The sequence below is a fragment of the Desulfuromonas sp. AOP6 genome (genome assembly GCF_009731355.2).
In the GTDB taxonomy this organism is placed as follows: domain Bacteria; phylum Desulfobacterota; class Desulfuromonadia; order Desulfuromonadales; family SZUA-540; genus SZUA-540.
On the sequence record NZ_AP022810.1, the window covers coordinates 1,325,181 to 1,342,345 of the forward strand.

Here is a 17,165-nt window from a genome sequence, read left to right on the forward strand (position 1 = left end):
CTTTTTGAAAAAGAACGATGAGATGACCTGTCTGCGCCCGTTCATTCATCGAGTTTTATTAAGCGCTTCGATACTCACTGTCTTGGGCTCTGCAGGTGTTGCCACGGCCAGCGACAACGGCGGCAGTGGCATCTTCAATCTACGCTCCCAGTCTCCCATGCAGAGCCTGCGCATGGTAACCCCCTTCCAGCCGGCGGGCACCATCAGGCCAGGCTGGCAGCTTTTATTGACGGCAACTCTCTCCAATGTCTGGGCCCAGGAGAGCTCCTATGCCATGGATTACGAAATGGCCGATGTCCAGGCCATTATTGGCTACGGTTTCAGTCAACGTCTCGAACTGGCTGCCGGCTATGATAATCGCGCCTATTATGGTGGGGTTCTCGATGGCTTTATCCAGGGCTTTCACGATCTCTTCGGCATTGATCAGAATGGGCGCGACGAGGTGCCCAAGGGGCAGAGCCGGGTCGTTCGCACGGATATCGCGTCCGAAGAATCAGACGCCGACGTCTTCAATAACAGCGGCCTTAGTCTCATGCTTAAATATGACGCCTTTGCCGGAAGCCGCTGGCTTCCAGCTATCAACATGTCAGGCTCTGTCCGTTATGGCCTCGATAACGGTAAGGCGTTCAAGAATAACCATCCCGTGGATTACGGGTTTTCGCTCGGTTTCGGTAAACGTTTCAGCGAACGTTGGTATACCCACCTGATATTTTCCTATACGATCTTCGATCTCACCGTGGCAGGAGACTTTAATGGGTTCACTCCTATCCGCATGGAAAATCAGCAGGCCGGTGGGTTGCTCTCTTTTGGCTACGAATATTCACCACGATGGACCTTTCTGGGCCAGTATATGGTGCAGGAGGCAGCCATCAAGGACATCAGCGGTCTTGACGAACCGAGCCACGAGATACACTTCGGGGTCAAATACAGCGCTCCACGGCGGGGGACTTTCGAATTCGCCATCATCCAGAATATCGTCAGTATGGATAACAGTCCCGATTTCGGAATTCATCTCGGCTGGACCTACCCGTTCTAGAATAAAGCTGTTCGCGGAGACGGCATGGTCAAGGCCGGATAGTACCCGATACACAGGTCCCCTCAATCCCCTATGCTGATACGAACCTGTCTTTTCTAAGGTATGCCTCCTTTGTTTTGTTTTTCGGAAAAAATGGCCGGATTCTTCTACTGTTATCAGGCAAAAACTGATAAAAATATTGATCAATGACCGTTTTGCAGGGAGATGAACGATCGATGAGCGCCAAAGGGAAAGATTTTTCCGTCGTGGTACTCGATTTTGAAACGACTGGCATGGCCCCGGATCGTGGAGATCGGGCCATTGAAGTCGGCGCCGTACGGATTGATTCCGGTCGTATCGTAGACCGTTTTCAAAGTCTCATGCATCCCGGTATGCGGGTCAGTCCCTTTATTGAAGATTACACCGGGATCACCAACGCCATGCTCAGGGATGCTCCTTCTCCCGTTGAGGTGATGCGGGATTTTCACCGTTTTTTGGGGGACTGTCCGCTGATCGCCCATAATGCGTCTTTCGACCGGCGCTTTCTGGAAGCCGAGTTCAGACGGGCCGGACTGCCTTTACCATCCGAATACGCCTGCTCCCTGCTGGTGGCTCGGCGGATTTACCCCGAGGCCCCCAACCACAAACTGGCCACTCTGGTTCATTACCGGACTTTGCCCGTCGGTAATTTTCATCGTGCCCTGGCCGATGCCGAAATGACCGCGCATCTCTGGCTAAGGATGATGGAAGATATCCGCAACCGTTGCGGTCTCAGGATGGTTCCTTTTTCCCTTATGCAGGAATTGGGAAAGGTCAAAATCAAAAGAGTGTCTGAATTTTTGGAGTCGGCCGCAGGCGACGCTGACTCTGATCACAAAAACGCGCCGGGGCTCATCTTTACCAAGACCCTGCGAACAGGAGAATCACCATGTTGATGATGAACAGAGAAACGGAAGAAAAGGGGATTCTGCAGGCGGCGCAGATGATCTGCATCGCCGCCAGGACGGCACCCAAGGGAAGGGGCAAGGATCTACTGGTATCGGCTATTCTTGCGGGCGAGGACAAGACGGCCTTGCAACGAAAGATGGTCGAAATTGCCGAGCGCGATTCCGTGTCTTTTTTTGCCCGTGATGCCGGCAATCTTGAACAGTCTCCTGTGCTGGTGCTGTTGGGCACCCGCAAGGAGGCCATGGGATTGCCGCATTGCGGTTTCTGTGGTTTTGCCGACTGCGCCACCATGGTCAAGGCGGGCGGAACCTGCTCTTTCAACAGCGGGGACCTCGGTATTGCCGTCGGGTCTGCCGTAAGCCGGGCAGCCGATATGCGCATTGACAACCGCATCATGTATTCGGCCGGCAAGGCGGCGGTCGAGATGAAGCTTCTGGGCCCCGAAGTTGCCATCGCTTACGGCATTCCCCTGTCTGTTTCCGGCAAGAGCCCTTTCTTTGACCGCAAGTAAAAGGCAGGGGAGGCTGTGACTGAAAAAAAGAGCGAAATATTCGATATTGTGGACGAGAACGATCAGGTGATCGGTCAGGCGCCGCGTTCATGTTGTCACGGCGACCCGAGCCTCATCCACCGGGTGGCCCATGTGCTGGTGTTCAACCCTGCCGGCAGCCTGCTGCTCCAGAAAAGGGCGCGAACCAAGGATATTCAGCCAGGTAAATGGGATACCAGTGTCGGCGGTCATCTCGATCCCGGTGAGAGTTATCGAGAGGCTGCTCTACGCGAAATGAAAGAGGAACTTGGGATCACGGGTATCCCTCTGACGTATCTCTATTCTTCCAAGATCCGCAATGACATCGAATCGGAGAATGTGGCTACCTATCTGACCTGCTATGATGGCGAACTGACGTTTCCCTTGGAAGAAATCGAGGAGGTGCGTTTCTGGTCAGGTGCTGAAATTGACGCTGTCCTGGGGAGGGGGCAATTCACCCCCAATTTCGAGGAGGAATGGACCTTGTTCAAGGACTGGTGGCGACGTTTACCCATCGCCTCGGATCGTCCTGTCGCTTTTTGCGCCGGTGACAGTTTCCCGGATCTTCTGAAGGATTTGATCAATAATTAATCAACGGGTCGCAGGTGTGATTAAAAGATCGCCAGCACCTGAAGCCAAGTCGATAGGTCTTTTCTGTGCTTGATTAAAAAGGCTAGGCATTCCAGTGAGTTAAAAATTTGTTCGGCATTGATGGAATTAGGCAGGCAATTTGCTATTGTTTTGTGGAAAGCCGGTTATGTTTGTGCCGGCAGCCGTGACTTACTGGCCCGACAGGGCCACATAATCCTGGGAGGTTACTGCGATGAGGAAAGTTGAGGCGATTATCAAGCCTTTTAAACTCGATGAAGTAAAAGAAGCGCTCAATGAAATCGGTATTCAGGGGATTACGGTCAGCGAGGTCAAAGGCTTCGGCCGTCAGAAGGGCCATACGGAGTTGTACCGTGGCGCCGAGTATGTTGTCGATTTTATTCCCAAGATCAAGATGGAGATCATTGTGAAGGATGACATGGTGGCCCAGGTGGTGGATGTCATCGCGGAGGCGGCCAGAACCGGTCGCATTGGCGACGGCAAGATTTTTGTCACGCCCGTTGATGAGGTCGTCCGCATTCGTACCGGAGAGCGTGGTGACGAGGCACTCTAGTTAATTTCTTCCTGTTCCGTGAACTCATTTTACAGGCCGAACGTATAACACCCGTCAAAGGAGATTAAGAATGACACCAAGAGAAGTTGTCGCGTTTGCGACAGAGAACAAAGTCGAAATGGTTGATTACAAGTTCCTCGATTTCGTAGGGATCTGGCAACACTTCACGACCCCGATCAGTGAGTTCGGTGAGGAGGTTTTCGAGGAAGGTCTTGGTTTTGATGGGTCTTCGATCCGCGGATGGCAGCCGATTCATAACAGTGACATGACGCTCATTCCCGATCCGACCACGGCTAAAATCGACCCGTTTCCTGAAATTGCGACGCTCAGCATCATCTGCAATATCTATGATCCCATCACCAAGGAAGGCTACACCCGCGATCCCCGTTTCATCGCCCGCAAGGCGGAAGCCTACCTGAAGTCGACGGGGATTGCCGACACGGCCTATTTCGGTCCCGAGCCTGAGTTTTTCGTTTTTGACGACGTGCGTTTCTCTTCCAGCGCCAACCAGGCCTTCTACTGCGTTGATTCCATAGAAGGTGCCTGGAACACCGGTCGCGAGGAATACCCTAACCTTGGCTATAAACCGGCTCACAAGGGCGGGTATTTCCCGGTTGCGCCCACCGATTCTCTCATTGACGTGCGTAACGAGATGGTACAGGTACTGCAGAGCGTCGGCATGCGTATCGAGGCCTCACATCATGAGGTCGCTTCCGGTGGTCAGTGCGAAATCGACATGCGTTTCGATTCCCTGCTACACATGGGCGATACCCTGCAATGGTTCAAGTACATCATTAAAAACGTGGCCTACCGCAACGGCAAAACCGTTACCTTCATGCCCAAGCCCATTTTTGGCGATAACGGTTCGGGGATGCACTGCCATCAGTCTTTGTGGAAGGATGGCGTCAACCTCTTTGCCGGCGACGGTTACGGTGGCCTCTCCAAAATAGCCATGTACTACCTCGGTGGCATCATGAAGCACGCCAAGGCTTTGTGTGCTTTCACCAATCCCAGCACCAACTCCTACAAGCGTCTGGTCCCCGGCTACGAAGCGCCGGTCAACCTGGCTTATTCCAATCGCAACCGCTCGGCTTCCCTGCGGATTCCTGTTACCAGCAATCCCAAGTCGAAGCGCATCGAATACCGTACCCCCGATCCGTCCTGCAACGGCTACCTGGCCTTTTCGGCCATGCTCATGGCCGGTCTTGACGGCATCGAAAATAAAATCGATCCGGGCGATCCCCTCGACAAGGACATCTACGGTCTGTCTCCTGAAGAACTCAAGGATATCCCCAATGTCGCCGGCACCCTTGAGGAAGCACTGCGCTATCTGAAAGAGGATCACGCCTTTCTGCTCAAAGGGGATGTCTTCACGGAAGATGTCATCGAAAAGTGGATCGAGTATAAAACCGAGGCGGAGGTCAACGCTGTTCGCATGCGTCCCGTGCCCCTGGAATTTGCCCTCTACTACGACTGCTGATTTTGAAGGGTTAAATCTCGAAGCAGAAACGCCCCTGGTCCATCGTGACCAGGGGCGTTTCTGTGTTCAGGCTTGGCGAGAAAAAGATCCGTACCCTTTAAATGGCGTGTTTCTGCAGGAAATCCTTGACCGCTTTGACGTCGGCATCAATAACGACACAGCGTTTTTCACGGGATTCAATCCCTTCGAGGGGGCCCGGCCGTTCGGGATCACTGCCGATGCTTTTTTGTACCGCATCACCGAACTTGGCCGGGTGGGCGGTGGCCAGGCAGACGACAGGGTAGTCTCCTCCGGCCAATTCGCGTCCTGCCTTCACCCCAACGGCGGTGTGCGGGTCGAGGGTATAACCCGTGGCCTGATGAAAGTCCCGAATCGTGCCCAGGGTGTCGTTGCTGTCTACCGTCAAAGCCAGAAAGTCGTTGGAGACCTGCTCTCTCTCTTTGTCACTGAAGGCAAGGCGCCCGGTTGTGCGCAATGTTTCCATGGCCTCGGTCACACGGGTGCTGTCTTGTCCATAGAGATAGAAGAGGTAGCGCTCGAAATTGCTGGCCAGCTGAATATCCATGGAGGGTGAGTAGGTCTGGGCAACAGGCCCGACGCTGTAGTCGCCGTCGCGAACGAAACGGCAAAGGATGTTATTTTCGTTGGTGGCTAGAATCAGGCGCCGGATGGGAAGTCCCATGCGGCGGGCGATGTAGCCGGCAAAAATATCCCCGAAATTGCCGGTGGGCACGCTGAAATAGATTTCCTTGCACCCTGTCTCTGCGGAGACACGGCCCCAGGCGTAGAAATAGTAGACGACCTGCGCCAGCACGCGCGCCCAGTTGATCGAGTTTACCGCCCCCAGGGCATGCTTTTCCTTGAAAGCCAGGTCACCAAAGGCTTCCTTGACGATGCCCTGGCCATCGTCAAAGGTTCCCCGAATGGCCAGGTTGAACACATTGGGATCGACCACGGTGGTCATCTGCAGTTCCTGGATCGGGGAGACCTTGCCGTGGGGGTGCAGGATGAAGATGTTGATGTTCTCCTTGCCACGCACGCCATAAATGGCGGCGCTGCCGGTGTCGCCGGAGGTCGCTCCCAGGATGTTCATCTTTTGGCCGCTCTCTTTAAGCAGGTACTCGAACAGATTGCCGAGAAACTGCAGGGCGACATCCTTGAAGGCCAGGGTGGGGCCATGAAAGAGTTCGAGGATGTAGACGCCGTCTTTGTGAACAACGGGCGTCACGTCCGGATGGGTGAAACTCTGGTAGGAGCGGTCGATGAGATCCTTCAGGTCAGCCGCAGGGATGTCGCCAACGAATCGGGATAAAATCTGGAAGGCGAGTTCGGGATAGGCCAGTTTGGACAACGCGGCGATATCCCCCGGGGTCAGAGCGGGGATCGATTCAGGGAGCAAAAGACCGCCATCATCGGCCAGCCCCATCATGACGGCCTCTTTAAAGGTCAGGTTGCGGACTTTGCCGCGAGTGCTCAGGTAGCGCATGTTTTTCATCTCTCCGTTTAAAAAAGTCGGGATATCTTAACAGGAACGATGGTCGGAGGGAAGAAAAGAAGAAAAAGGAGGGGCAAAAGTGCCCCTCCTTCGGTGTTTGACAGATGGTCCGACTAGTGTCAGGAGCCCGAGGCTTCCTGGGCGTCGACCACGGCGACGGCGGCCATGTTGACGATGTCGGCGACATCATCACCTCGCTGCAGAACGTGCACGGGCTTTTTCATGCCCATGAGGATGGGACCGACCGCTTCCGCTCCGCCGAGTTTGGCCAGCAATTTGTAGGCAATATTGCCGGACTGCAGATCGGGAAAGATCATGACATTGGCATTGCCCTTGAGCCGGGAGAAGGGATACTGGCGGGCGACCAGATCGGGATCAAGAGCGACATTGGCCTGGATTTCCCCGTCAATAACCAGGTCCGGGGCCCATTCCTGTACCAGGGCGGTGGCCCGTTTTACTTTCAGGGAGAGAGGATGCTCGGTGCTGCCAAAGTTGGAAAAGGAGAGCATGGCGATGCGCGGCTCTACTTCAAAGTAGCGGGCCTTGTGTGCTGTCAGGATGGCCGTTTCCGCCAGCTCTTCCGCGGTCGGTTCGATGGTGACCGTGGTGTCGGCGCAGAAGACGACCTCTTTTTTGAAGACCATCATGTACAGACCGTGAACTTTCGACAGGCCCTCCTGCTTGCCAATGACTTCAAGAGCGGGTCGGATAACGTCGGGATAGTGATGGCTGACGCCGGAGAGGAGGGCGTCAGCATCGCCATTCTTCACCATCATGGAGCCATAGTAGTTGCGGTTTTTCTTGATCAGGCGAGATGCCTCGGCCAAGGTCACCCCTTTGCGCTGACGATCCTGGAAGAGCTTTTCGGTGTAGGCATCCGTCTTGTCCGAGCGCATGGTGTTGATGATCTCGATGTTGCCAAGATCGAGACCGAGTTCCTTGATTTTGGCATCAATCTCATCCTTGAAACCGAGCAGGATGGGAATGGCAATGCGCTCATCGAGAAGAATCTGGGCGGCACGCAGCACTTTTTCGTCTTCGCCTTCGGGAAAGACAATGCGCTTCGGGTTGGCTTTGGCCTTGTTGATAAGAACGCGCATGATCTCCTTGGAACGTCCCTGCAGGGCCTCAAGGGATTCGCGATAGCGCTCCATGTTGTCAATCGGACGGCGGGCGACGCCGCTGTCCACGGCCGCTTGGGCGACGGCGGGAGCGACATGCAGAAGCACACGGGGGTCGAAGGGCTTGGGGATGAGGTACTCGCGGCCGAATTTGATTTCGACATTGCCGTAGGCTTTGCGTACCGAATCAGGAACATCCTGTTTGGCCAGACCGGCCAGCGCCTTGACCGCCGCCATTTTCATTTCGGCGTTGATGGCGCTGGCATGGGTGTCGAGTGCCCCACGGAAGAGGAAGGGGAAGCAGAGGACGTTATTGACCTGGTTGTTGTAGTCGCTGCGGCCGGTGCCGATGATGACGTCATCACGCACGGCCTTGGCTTCATCGGGGGTAATCTCGGGATCCGGGTTGGCCATGGCGAAAATGATGGGGTCCTTGGCCATGGAGGCGACCATTTCGGGGGTGACGGCCCCTTTGACGGAAACACCGAAAAAGACATCGGCGCCATTCATGGCTTCGTCCAGGGTGCGCATCTCCGTATCGTTGGCGAGGCGCTCCTTGTATTCGTTCATGCCACTGGTGCGTCCCTTGTAGATGACACCTTTACTGTCGCAAAGGTACATGTTTTCTATTTTGGCGCCCAGGGTGAGGGCCATGTTGGCGCAAGCGATGCCGGCGGCGCCGGCGCCGTTGACCACGATGCGCACATCCTCGATTTTTTTCCCGATAACCTCCAGGGCATTGAGCAGGCCCGCGTTGGCAATGATGGCGGTGCCGTGCTGGTCATCGTGAAAGACCGGGATATTCATGATCTTCTGAAGTTCTTCTTCAATGTAGAAGCATTCAGGGCCCTTGATGTCCTCCAGGTTGATGCCCCCGAAGGTCGGCTCCAGCAGCTTGACGGTGCGGATGATTTCGTCGGGGTCTTTGGTGTCGAGTTCGATGTCGAAGACGTCGACATCGGCAAAACGCTTGAAGAGAACGCCTTTCCCCTCCATGACGGGTTTGCCGGCCAGGGCGCCGATATCCCCCAGACCAAGAACAGCCGTCCCGTTGGAGACGACAGCGACCAGGTTCCCTTTCGCCGTATACTTGTAGGCATCATTGGGGTTTTTTTCAATCTCAAGGCAGGGTTCCGCCACCCCGGGACTGTAGGCAAGGGAAAGGTCGCGACTGGTGGCGCAGGGTTTGGTAGTGATGACTTCGATTTTGCCTTTGCGCCCGGTGCTATGATAATCCAGCGCGTCTTGCCGTTTGGACATGGTTTTTTCCTTCCTGTAAAATAGTTTTTTAGTTTTGCTAAAAAATACCTTTTTTGGAACAGCTTCTCTTATCTTATTTGTCCGAAATTGCTATGAAAAAGAAGCAAATTGCGGGGTGAGTGCCTTTAGCTAGATTAAAATGAACCATAGCCAGCCCCCGGTGTCTTGTCAAGCGCAAACTGTCTCTTGGTGGCGGGAACATAACCGTGTTTAAATTAGATGCGCGGTCAGATAGCAATGGCAGTGCCAAGTCTTTTTTTGAGCCTCTCCACAAAAATACACCCCGAATCAACATGGTCAAGGATTGGCGTCATTCTGTCATCTCTTTTTGGTCCAGGCAGACACGTCAAATAACAACCTGACTGGCTGTTTTTGGCCAGTCCAGCCTGTCCCCAACGAAAATCCTGCGCTATTATTGACATGGGTCTTTCTGCAGGAGTAAGAATGTCAAATCAGTTCATTCAAGGTCTCTACCCTGGAAATGTTAACCCCGTTCAGACTTCTTTCTATTTGAGAAAAAATCTTATGCTTAGAATAGGCGTTTTGTCTGATACTCATTTTTTGAGTCCCGAAGACGGCTCTGTTTTTCTGGAAAAACTGCTGCAAAGGGAATTTAAAGATGTCGACCTGATTCTTCACGCAGGCGATGTGGTTCACCCCGATTCGCTGATTGCCTTTGAAGAGATACCCTTGTATCTTGTTCAGGGGAATATGGATCCTTCTCAAGCCGGAGTTCCCATCAGGCGGATTGTTGAAGCAGGAGGCTTTCGCATCGGCCTTATTCACGGCTGGGGAGCGGTCCTCGGTCTGGAAGAGCGGGTCATGGCCGAATTCGCCGACGAAGACCTCGATTGCCTGGTTTACGGACACAGCCACCATTGGGTCAACCACCATCAAAACGGCCTGCTCCTTTTTAACCCCGGAAGTCCGACCGATCGTCGTGGAGCCCCGTTTCATTCGGTCGGTATTCTAGAGCTCGATGAGGACATCCGCGGTCACATTTTGTCTGTCGACTGACGCTCGAAGGGAGGAAACCATGGAAAAACTATGGGCACCCTGGCGCATGGAATATATTTATGGCGAGGTATCTCCGGGGTGCGTTCTTTGCCTCGATGAAGACCGCACCCACGATCGCCAGCGCTTGGTTCTGCACCGGGGTGAACACTGCTTTATCATCATGAACAAGTTCCCTTACACCAACGGGCACCTGATGGTCTCGCCCTATCGGCACACCTGTTGTCTCGAGAGCCTCAGCGATGCCGAGGCTCTCGAAATGCATCAGTTGATCGTGCTGGCTCGCAGTGTATTGGTCGACAGTTTCTGTCCGCAGGGGTTCAATGTGGGCATGAATATCGGCCAGGTTGCCGGTGCCGGTATCGCTGACCACCTTCATATGCATATCGTGCCACGCTGGAGCGGCGATACCAATTTTATGCCCGTATTCGCTGATGTCCGCGTCATTCCCCAGCACATTCAGGCGACCTATGAAAAGCTGGCTGTTCATTTTGAAAGGAGGACGTCATGAAGTCTTTCAAGATCTTTCTTCTGATTGTCGTGCTGGTCGCGCTTTTTGTCTTCAGCCTGAACAATACGCAAATGGTCCAGGTGGCCTTTATTGGCTTCGAAACGCCCGAAATCCCCTTGTTCCTCATTGTGCTGTTCATTTTCGCTTTGGGTTTCCTTTTGGGATTGCTGCTGGCGTCCCTGGAGATGATCCGTCTGCGCCGGGAAGCGACTCAGGCTCGCAAAGAACTGGCAGCGCTGCAGGCGGATTCGAAAACATCTGCGGACGGGGCTTATTCTGTTCCTCCATCGGAGGTAAATTGATTTTTGGCTTGGAATCACCCATAATGCGCCCTGCGCGCGGTATCGCCGCCTGGTTGAAGACATGCTGATCAAGAAAGGATTGTAGGATTCATGCTGGAAATATTTCAAAAGGGTGGGCCGTTGATGTATCCCATTCTGCTGGGCTCGGTGCTGGCACTCGCTATTTTCCTGATGAAACTCTGGTATTTTCTTCAGGTACATCGTGATACTGATACCCTGGTGCGGGATGTCCAAGACCTGGCTCGCAACAATCGTATCGACGAAGCCCTGGTGGTCTGCCAGCAAGCAGGTACGCCGCTGTCCCGTATCTTTATCGCCGCTTTGCGGGCGGCTGGCCGGCCGCGCGAACACATAAAAACCGTGGTGGTGGAGGTCGGCGCCCGTGAAACCGCTCCTTTCGAACGCTATCTGGGTCTGCTGGGCACTATCGCCACCATTTCGCCGCTGCTTGGTCTGTTGGGGACGGTTTTAGGAATGATCCGCGCCTTTACGGTTATTGCCGTGCAGGGTGTCGGAACCCCGGCGACGCTTGGTGGGGGCATTTCAGAAGCGTTGATAACCACTGCGGCCGGTTTGACCGTGGCCATTCCCGTCATCCTCTTTCACAAATATTTGACAGGAAAGGCAGATCGGCTGGCGCTGGAAATGGAGATGCATTCACTGCACCTTGTCGACCTTCTGGGAGAATAACCAGATGGCTTTTTTGCGTAAAAAGAAGGAAGACCCCCGGGTGGATCTGACGCCGATGGTGGACGTGGTCTTTCTGCTTCTTATCTTCTTCATGATTTCAACCACCTTCGTTGAGACACCGGGTTTAACCGTCGACCTCCCCGAGTCCTCGTCGCAGGCTGAGATGAAGGAGCCGGAAGAGATCAAGGTCTATGTCGCGCGAGATGGAGCCATTGCCATTGGCGACCAGAAGGTAAGCATGGTTCAGTTCCGGCAGCGTCTGCAGGCTTTTGGTGAGGAAGCTGCCGAAACAACCTTTGTGCTGCTGGCGGATAAGGAAGCTTTTCATGGCCGCGTCGTCGAACTGATGGACGAGGCACGCAAGGCGGGCTTTAAAAAGCTGGCCATTGCGACAGAAAGCCCCAAATCATGATGGGGGCCCCACCGCTTCTCCTTGGCGTCGACCTCGGTGGTACCAATTGCCGTATGGCACTGGTGGAACCTGAAGGGCAGACCTTTCAGGAAGAGCGTATGCCGACGGAGGCTTCTTCGGGTCGGACCGTTTTTCTGCAACGAGTCGAAGGGCTCTGTCATGAAATGATTCGTCGGGCGGGGGAGATGGACAGAGCTGTCGTCGCCATAGGTGTTGGCGCTCCTGGCGTCATTTCGGCCGATGGCGTGATCGAAATCTCTCCCAATCTTCCTCAGCTCAACGGTTTGTCCTTTGCCGAACACCTGCAGGCTGTCCTGAACCTCCCCGCACTTGTCATGAATGACGCCAATGCCATTGCCGTGGGAGAAGCCCAGCTGGGGGCCGGACGTCAGTTTTCTTCCAGTCTTACGATGACTCTCGGAACCGGGGTAGGGGGAGGGCTTGTTCTGAACGGCCGTCTCTGGGAAGGGGCAGATGGCGCCGCCGGCGAGGTTGGCCATATTATGGTGGAACCAGAAGGACGCCCCTGCGGCTGTGGCAGCCGAGGGTGTCTTGAACAGTACAGCTCGGCAACGGGCCTGGTTCTAAACGCTCTCGAAGCTATCGATAGAGGGGTTCCGAGTCGGTTTTCCTCTGCTGAAATCTCCCAACTGACCAGTCAGAACGTAGCCGCTGCCGCCCGTCAGGGAGATGCCGCCGCCCTCGCCGCGTTCGCGGAAGGAGGGCGCCGCCTCGGGCAGGCTTTGGCGGCTGTCGCCAATCTTCTCAACATCGACGGGGTGATCATCACTGGAGGTGCCAGCGCCAGTCTCGACTTGATGCGACCCTCCCTTGACGCCGAATTGAAAATACGCGGCTTTGCTATTCCCGTCCGACGCCTGACGATCGTCCAGGGCATTCTGCAAGACCAGGCGGGGATGATCGGTGCGGCACGTATGGCCTGGGACCGTCTGTTGCATTCCGGTAATGCCGGAGGAATCTGAATCTCTTGGGAGCTTGTTCTTCCTGACCTCATGCATGGAGAGCCTTTATGAGTAAAACTATTGCTATCCTGACCGGTGGCGGCGATTGCCCGGGTCTCAATGCCGTCATTCGCGGCGTTGTGCGCTCAGCGATTCTCAAGCATGGCTGGAAAGTTTTGGGTATTGAAGATGGATTTGATGGCTTGGTGGGGGAGCCATGTTTTCGGACCCTCGATCTTGCTTCCGTGCGCGGCATTCTACCCCGGGGAGGAACCATTCTCGGCACGAGCAACCGGGGCAATCCTTTTCAGTACCCTCGCGAGATAGACGGCAAGACGACCCTGGTCGATGTGTCCGATGAAGTTATCCAGAATTTCAAGGCCATAGGCGCTGACGCTCTCATCGCTGTCGGTGGGGACGGTACCCTTAAAATCGCCCGAGCCCTTAATGAAAGAGGGATTCCTGTGGTCGGCGTTCCCAAGACCATCGATAACGATCTGCGTGGTACGGATGTCACCTTCGGCTACAACACGGCGGTGGGCATCGTGACGGAGGCCCTCGACCGTCTGCATACAACGGCGGAGAGTCACAGCCGTGTCATGGTAGTCGAAGTCATGGGACGCGATGCCGGCTGGATAGCGCTCGAATCAGGGCTTGCCGGCAGCGCTGACGTGATTCTCATTCCGGAAATCCCTTTTGATATGGACAGGGTATGTCGGGCCATTCAGCAGCGCAGCGATGCCGGTAGTCGTTTTTCCATTGTCGTTGTGGCTGAAGGAGCCTTCCCCGCCGGGGGAGACAAGGTCACGCAACTCAGTGCCGAACAGAATCTCGGCGTCGAACGTCTCGGCGGGGTCGGGCACTATGTGAGCCAGCGCATTCGCGAATGCCTGGAGATGGAAGTCCGCGTGGTTGTGCTCGGCCACGTTCAGCGAGGCGGCACCCCCTCCTCCTTCGATCGGATCCTGAGTTCACGTTTTGGCGTCAAAGCCGTGGAGCTTATTGAACAGGGCGGTTTTGGCAAGATGGTGGCCCTGAAGGGACGGTCGGTTGTCGCCGTGAATATCGAGGAGGCGGTCGGGGCCCTGAATCTTGTCGACCCCGCGGGCGATCTGGTCAGGGCTGCCGAAGACCTTGGCGTCATGATGGGTCGATAGATAATTCTTGACCGCAGCCGTTTAAAATCGCTACTTTATGACACTATGATGGTACGGCGACACATTAGGGAACAAAGGGGGCCGCTTTGGCAACGACGGCAGTACCGGCAGAAAAAGAGCTCAATCGCAGCAGGGTTTACGCCACCGGGGGATTTGCCCTCGGAATTCTGGCGCCTCTGGGCTGGATACTTCTGCGACTTATTCTATTCTGGAACCCGGAACAGACTTTATGGCAACAGATTGTCGGGCCCTTTCTCGGCTCGGAAGAGGGACGGCTGCTGTATGCCTACATGGGGCTCGGTACGGCTTTAGTGCTCGGTGTCTTCGGCTTTTACCTGGGGAAGACCTCGCAGAGGATTCACGAAAGGGCTCTTCACCTCGATGAGCTCAACACGGTGATTGCCCGACAGAAAGCAGAGTTCGAGCGAAAATTCCGCGAGTTGGACAACAGCATCAAAAACTTTCATTCCATCAGCAACCACATTCAGAAATCCCTCGATGTCCGCGAGGTTCTGAAGCTGGCCGCCGATGGCCTGCACGACATCCTTGGCTATGACCGGGTCAACATTCTCATGGTTAATCGTGATCGCCAGGTCCTCGAATTTATTGCCAGCCGCGGCTGCGGGGGGGATGATGTTTCCGGTATCACGCTCCCTCTGGACGTGCGGGCAGGCGCCCTCTACAAGGTGGTCAGTGAAAACAGGCTTTTTCTGATCGACGATATCACCCGGCTGGGCGCTGACTACCATCTGCAATCTCCTTACGATAAGATCGCGCAACTTCGTTCGCGTCGGTTTATCCTTTGTCCCATTGTCGTGCGTGACCAGGTGGTTGGACTCTTTGGCGTTGACAACAAAATAAATCGCAAACATATCGACGATACGGATGTCGACACGGTGAAGCTGTTTGCCGATCAGGTGGCGTCCACCATCACCAAGATCGACCTGCTTGAGGCGGTTGACACTCTGACCGGTGAACTGGAGACCACCTTTCAGGAGTTGCTCAAATATCGGCAGGAATACGGTCGCCTCGATTTCGCCCTGCGAAGGGCGGCGGAGTCCAATGCGGAAGCGACAGTTGAAATTTCCCATGGTGCCGATGTGGTTCAGGGCGCGGTGACGACAACCCGCTCGGCGGCCAATGAGATTGCCGTCTCCATTGACGAGGTTGTCCAGAACATCTCGCAGCTCACCGATTTTATGGATAAATCCATATCAACCATGACAGAGATCTCATCTACCATTCGCTCGGTGCAGGAAAACGGTGTCCGCTCCCATGAAATGTCCCAGACAGTCAAGGAACAGGCAGAAAAAGGTGCCGAGGCCGTAGCCAACGCCCAGTACGGACTGCACGGTATTTCCGAAGCGGTAGAAGGCACCGTCGAAAGTATACGGCGCCTCTGTCAGAAAGGGGAGGAGGTCGGCAGTATCAACGAGGTCATCACGGAAATATCCCAGAAGACCAATCTCCTTGCGCTGAACGCTTCGATTATTGCCGCCCAGGCCGGCGAGCATGGCCATTCCTTTGCCGTTGTCGCCGAAGAGGTGCGCAAGCTCTCCCAGGAAACGGCCCAATCGACAGGTGTCATTTCCTATATCATTGAGGAAATTCAGAAGTATTCGCAGGAAACGGGACGGCAGGCCGAGACCACGCGTCAACTGGTGCAGGATGGCATCGCCCAGGGCGAACATGTTGAAGAGGCGCTCAACCAGATTCTCGACAGCGCCTCGCTGGCCATGGACATGAGCCGGGAGATCCGCAAGGCCACGGAGGAGGTCTCCAAAAGTGCCGATTTCGTGACCGGATCCATCGAGCGTCTCGGTGAGATGGCGGCCCATATATCCCAGGCTTCCAAAGAGCAGTCACAGGGAACGCGCAGCATCGCCCAGTCCATTGAAGAAATCAAGACCATGGCCGACGAAATGGCCGAGGCCACCGACCGCCAGAAAACGCACACCAAGGATATTGAAACAGCCGTCGGTTCCGTTAGTAATATTGCCGGCCGCATTTTTTCCGCCATCGAGGAGCGCCAGAAAGGAAGTCGCGAGGTTATCGAAAGCCTTGAACGGCTCCGCCGCATCGGCAGTAAGGGCACTTAACGTCTGGCTTATTAAATTCTTTAAAACACGAAAAAGAGGCCTCTTCAGGGGGTCTCTTTTTGTTTGTGGGTCTCTTCGAGGATATGGTCTTCCAGACGGGTTTTGTCGGCGGGGCAGGCTTCCATCCCCGGGCAGTTTTCCTGCTGGCAGGGATCGATGTGAATGGTAACGTCCGCTCCAGGAATGTCTTCCTGGATGCGCTTCTCCAGGTGGTCGGCAATGGCATGGGCTTCTTCCACGGAGAGGTGCTTGCAGACCGTCAGGTGAAAATCGATGATTTTCTGCGAACCGGCCCGACGCGTACGCAGATTGTGATAGTCGAGCAGAATTTTTCGGTGGGCGTCAATGAGGTCGGTAATTTCCCTGCGGATGGGCTCAGGCAATTCTTCATCGAGGACGTCGCGCAGACCATGACGAACGAGACGCACCGCTTCAAAGAGGATATACAGGGCCACCAGGATGGACAGTGCCGGGTCAAGCCAGGTGATATTCACGAAGGAAATCACCACCAGCCCCACGATCAGGGCACTGTTTGTGTAGACGTCCATGCTGAAGTGCAGCGAATCAGCCTCAAGAGCCGAAGAGTCCGTCTTCTTGGCCACCCGCCGCAGATAACGGCTGACCCACCAGGAGGCGATGGCACTGATGACCAGTACGATGATCCCCTGGTTCAAGTGGACCAGCTCAGGCCCCTCCATGAGACGGTGGACCGATTCATAGATGATCCAGCCCCCACTTGCAGCTATGACCATGGACTGGATGATCGTAGCCAGGGTCTCATATTTGCCATGGCCGAAGGGATGACACTTGTCCGCCGGTTGGACAGCGCGGCTGATGGCGAACAGGTTGACGCCGGACATCAGAATATCGAGAAGTGAATCGATGGCCGAGGAAAGTACGGCCATCGATCCCGTGGCCAGGCCGGTGGCCAACTTCAAGGCAGCCAGACCGCTGGCCATGGCGATCGAGATACGGGCTGCGGTAACTTTGGCACGGGCAGAAGACATG

General features: G+C 55.0%; 17 protein-coding genes. 14 read left to right on the plus strand and 3 right to left on the minus strand.

What is annotated here, in order from left to right; translation table 11 throughout:
• The first annotated feature begins 4 nt into the window (after nucleotides 1-4).
• The 6 genes from AOP6_RS06225 (at nucleotide 5) to glnA (ending at nucleotide 5,134) form a co-directional block, all read left to right on the plus strand.
• Entirely contained in the window at nucleotides 5-1,036 is a 1,032-nt protein-coding gene (locus AOP6_RS06225; protein ID WP_155875735.1) for a DUF3187 family protein, read from the plus strand.
• A 215-nt stretch (nucleotides 1,037-1,251) separates the two neighbouring features.
• Nucleotides 1,252-1,950 carry a 3'-5' exonuclease gene (locus AOP6_RS06230; RefSeq protein WP_155875736.1) on the plus strand — a complete coding sequence of 233 codons (699 nt, stop codon included), beginning with the start codon at nucleotides 1,252-1,254 and terminating at the stop codon, nucleotides 1,948-1,950.
• Entirely contained in the window at nucleotides 1,944-2,474 is a 531-nt protein-coding gene (locus AOP6_RS06235; protein WP_155875737.1) for a DUF2148 domain-containing protein, read from the plus strand. The genes AOP6_RS06230 and AOP6_RS06235 overlap by 7 nt, the downstream gene beginning before the upstream one ends.
• A 15-nt stretch (nucleotides 2,475-2,489) precedes the next feature.
• Complete coding sequence (locus AOP6_RS06240; RefSeq protein ID WP_155875738.1) at nucleotides 2,490-3,083, plus strand: NUDIX domain-containing protein; 594 nt, start codon at nucleotides 2,490-2,492, stop codon at nucleotides 3,081-3,083.
• 232 nt (nucleotides 3,084-3,315) lie between these two features.
• Nucleotides 3,316-3,654 (plus strand): P-II family nitrogen regulator, encoded by a 339-nt coding sequence (locus AOP6_RS06245; RefSeq protein WP_155875739.1) that lies wholly within the window; start codon nucleotides 3,316-3,318, stop codon nucleotides 3,652-3,654.
• A 70-nt stretch (nucleotides 3,655-3,724) separates the two neighbouring features.
• Nucleotides 3,725-5,134, plus strand: coding sequence for a type I glutamate--ammonia ligase (gene glnA, locus AOP6_RS06250; protein WP_155875741.1), 1,410 nt, complete (start codon nucleotides 3,725-3,727; stop codon nucleotides 5,132-5,134).
• A 97-nt stretch (nucleotides 5,135-5,231) separates the two neighbouring features.
• On the opposite strand, the gene thrC is transcribed toward glnA, so the two are convergent.
• Complete coding sequence (gene thrC / locus AOP6_RS06255; protein ID WP_155875743.1) at nucleotides 5,232-6,620, minus strand: threonine synthase; 1,389 nt, start codon at nucleotides 6,618-6,620, stop codon at nucleotides 5,232-5,234.
• A 128-nt stretch (nucleotides 6,621-6,748) separates the two neighbouring features.
• Nucleotides 6,749-9,010: an NADP-dependent malic enzyme gene (locus AOP6_RS15395; protein WP_155875745.1), complete on the minus strand. Its 2,262-nt coding sequence runs from the start codon at nucleotides 9,008-9,010 to the stop codon at nucleotides 6,749-6,751.
• 525 nt (nucleotides 9,011-9,535) lie between these two features.
• On the opposite strand from AOP6_RS15395, the gene AOP6_RS06265 reads away from it, so the two are divergent.
• From AOP6_RS06265 to AOP6_RS06300, 8 genes are all read left to right on the plus strand, one after another.
• On the plus strand, nucleotides 9,536-10,027 hold the full coding sequence (locus AOP6_RS06265) for a YfcE family phosphodiesterase (RefSeq protein ID WP_225897368.1): 492 nt from the start codon (nucleotides 9,536-9,538) through the stop codon (nucleotides 10,025-10,027).
• A gap of 19 nt (nucleotides 10,028-10,046) precedes the next feature.
• Entirely contained in the window at nucleotides 10,047-10,535 is a 489-nt protein-coding gene (locus AOP6_RS06270) for an HIT domain-containing protein (RefSeq protein ID WP_155875749.1), read from the plus strand.
• Nucleotides 10,532-10,837, plus strand: coding sequence for a LapA family protein (locus AOP6_RS06275; protein WP_155875752.1), 306 nt, complete (start codon nucleotides 10,532-10,534; stop codon nucleotides 10,835-10,837). The genes AOP6_RS06270 and AOP6_RS06275 overlap by 4 nt, the downstream gene beginning before the upstream one ends.
• A 90-nt stretch (nucleotides 10,838-10,927) precedes the next feature.
• The gene (locus AOP6_RS06280; protein ID WP_155875754.1) at nucleotides 10,928-11,527 is read left to right on the plus strand and encodes a MotA/TolQ/ExbB proton channel family protein; all 600 of its coding nucleotides are present in this window, start codon (nucleotides 10,928-10,930) and stop codon (nucleotides 11,525-11,527) included.
• Nucleotides 11,528-11,531: 4 nt separating this feature from the next.
• A complete protein-coding gene (locus AOP6_RS06285; protein WP_155875756.1) occupies nucleotides 11,532-11,939 on the plus strand; it encodes a biopolymer transporter ExbD in 408 nt (135 codons plus the stop codon).
• Nucleotides 11,936-12,922 (plus strand): ROK family protein, encoded by a 987-nt coding sequence (locus AOP6_RS06290; protein ID WP_155875758.1) that lies wholly within the window; start codon nucleotides 11,936-11,938, stop codon nucleotides 12,920-12,922. Before AOP6_RS06285 ends, AOP6_RS06290 begins: the two co-directional genes overlap by 4 nt.
• 47 nt (nucleotides 12,923-12,969) lie before the next feature.
• Nucleotides 12,970-14,058, plus strand: a complete 1,089-nt coding sequence (locus AOP6_RS06295; protein ID WP_155875760.1) for a 6-phosphofructokinase — start codon at nucleotides 12,970-12,972, stop codon at nucleotides 14,056-14,058.
• 86 nt (nucleotides 14,059-14,144) lie between these two features.
• Nucleotides 14,145-16,157, plus strand: coding sequence for a methyl-accepting chemotaxis protein (locus tag AOP6_RS06300; RefSeq protein ID WP_155875762.1), 2,013 nt, complete (start codon nucleotides 14,145-14,147; stop codon nucleotides 16,155-16,157).
• Nucleotides 16,158-16,201: 44 nt separating this feature from the next.
• On the opposite strand, the gene AOP6_RS06305 is transcribed toward AOP6_RS06300, so the two are convergent.
• Entirely contained in the window at nucleotides 16,202-17,164 is a 963-nt protein-coding gene (locus tag AOP6_RS06305; RefSeq protein WP_155875764.1) for a cation diffusion facilitator family transporter, read from the minus strand.
• Between the last annotated feature and the right edge of the window lies 1 nt (nucleotide 17,165).